The organism is Lactobacillus hominis DSM 23910 = CRBIP 24.179, from assembly GCF_000296835.1.
GTDB lineage: Bacteria > Bacillota > Bacilli > Lactobacillales > Lactobacillaceae > Lactobacillus > Lactobacillus hominis.
Genome location: NZ_CAKE01000027.1, coordinates 1 through 1907, shown reverse-complemented (window position 1 = coordinate 1907; position 1907 = coordinate 1). Strand labels below are relative to the sequence as shown.

The following is a 1907-nucleotide window of genomic DNA, read 5'->3' as shown; positions in this document are numbered from 1 at the left end:
AAAAAATATTTCAAAAAGTTCTTGCAAAGCTCAAAAGAGTGTGATAAAATATAAAAGCTGACTCGTATCGCGAGTTCAGGTAGTACCTTGAAAACTGAACAAAGTTTCGCTGAAAGTGTGCGGGATTTAAAAATCCCAAACAAAAGCGAAGTCAATTCGCAAGCAATAAATTTGAGATAACTCAAAGATGTTTTAGAGCTAACAGACAAAAAGCTCATTTTCAAAAGGAAAATGAGAGTTTGATCCTGGCTCAGGACGAACGCTGGCGGCGTGCCTAATACATGCAAGTCGAGCGAGCTTGCCTAGATGATTTCGGTGCTTGCACCGAATGAAACTAGATACAAGCGAGCGGCGGACGGGTGAGTAACACGTGGGTAACCTGCCCAAGAGACTGGGATAACACCTGGAAACAGATGCTAATACCGGATAACAACATCTAGCGCATGCTAGAAGTTTGAAAGATGGGTTTCTATCACTCTTGGATGGACCTGCGGTGCATTAGCTAGTTGGTAAGGTAACGGCTTACCAAGGCAATGATGCATAGCCGAGTTGAGAGACTGATCGGCCACATTGGGACTGAGACACGGCCCAAACTCCTACGGGAGGCAGCAGTAGGGAATCTTCCACAATGGACGCAAGTCTGATGGAGCAACGCCGCGTGAGTGAAGAAGGGTTTCGGCTCGTAAAGCTCTGTTGGTGGTGAAGAAAGATAGAGGTAGTAACTGGCCTTTATTTGACGGTAATCACCTAGAAAGTCACGGCTAACTACGTGCCAGCAGCCGCGGTAATACGTAGGTGGCAAGCGTTGTCCGGATTTATTGGGCGTAAAGCGAGTGCAGGCGGTTCAATAAGTCTGATGTGAAAGCCTTCGGCTCAACCGGAGAATTGCATCAGAAACTGTTGAACTTGAGTGCAGAAGAGGAGAGTGGAACTCCATGTGTAGCGGTGGAATGCGTAGATATATGGAAGAACACCAGTGGCGAAGGCGGCTCTCTGGTCTGCAACTGACGCTGAGGCTCGAAAGCATGGGTAGCGAACAGGATTAGATACCCTGGTAGTCCATGCCGTAAACGATGAGTGCTAAGTGTTGGGAGGTTTCCGCCTCTCAGTGCTGCAGCTAACGCATTAAGCACTCCGCCTGGGGAGTACGACCGCAAGGTTGAAACTCAAAGGAATTGACGGGGGCCCGCACAAGCGGTGGAGCATGTGGTTTAATTCGAAGCAACGCGAAGAACCTTACCAGGTCTTGACATCCAGTGCAAACCTAAGAGATTAGGTGTTCCCTTCGGGGACGCTGAGACAGGTGGTGCATGGCTGTCGTCAGCTCGTGTCGTGAGATGTTGGGTTAAGTCCCGCAACGAGCGCAACCCTTGTCATTAGTTGCCATCATTAAGTTGGGCACTCTAATGAGACTGCCGGTGACAAACCGGAGGAAGGTGGGGATGACGTCAAGTCATCATGCCCCTTATGACCTGGGCTACACACGTGCTACAATGGACGGTACAACGAGAAGCGAACCTGCGAAGGCAAGCGGATCTCTGAAAGCCGTTCTCAGTTCGGACTGTAGGCTGCAACTCGCCTACACGAAGCTGGAATCGCTAGTAATCGCGGATCAGCACGCCGCGGTGAATACGTTCCCGGGCCTTGTACACACCGCCCGTCACACCATGAGAGTCTGTAACACCCAAAGCCGGTGAGATAACCATTAAAGGAGTCAGCCGTCTAAGGTAGGACAGATGATTAGGGTGAAGTCGTAACAAGGTAGCCGTAGGAGAACCTGCGGCTGGATCACCTCCTTTCTAAGGAAGGCGAAGATGAAGGAGAGTAGAGATACTAAAAGAATTCATCGAAAAGCCAAGCGGAAGCACACTGAGAAACTTTGTTTAGTTTTGAGGGTAATACCTCAA

Annotated in this window: 1 rRNA gene; it reads left to right on the top strand. The window is 49.4% G+C overall.

Going from position 1 to position 1907, the window contains the following annotated elements:
* Positions 1–227 precede the first annotated feature (227 nt).
* Positions 228–1799 (top strand): 16S ribosomal RNA (locus tag BN55_RS08360).
* Positions 1800–1907 lie beyond the last annotated feature (108 nt).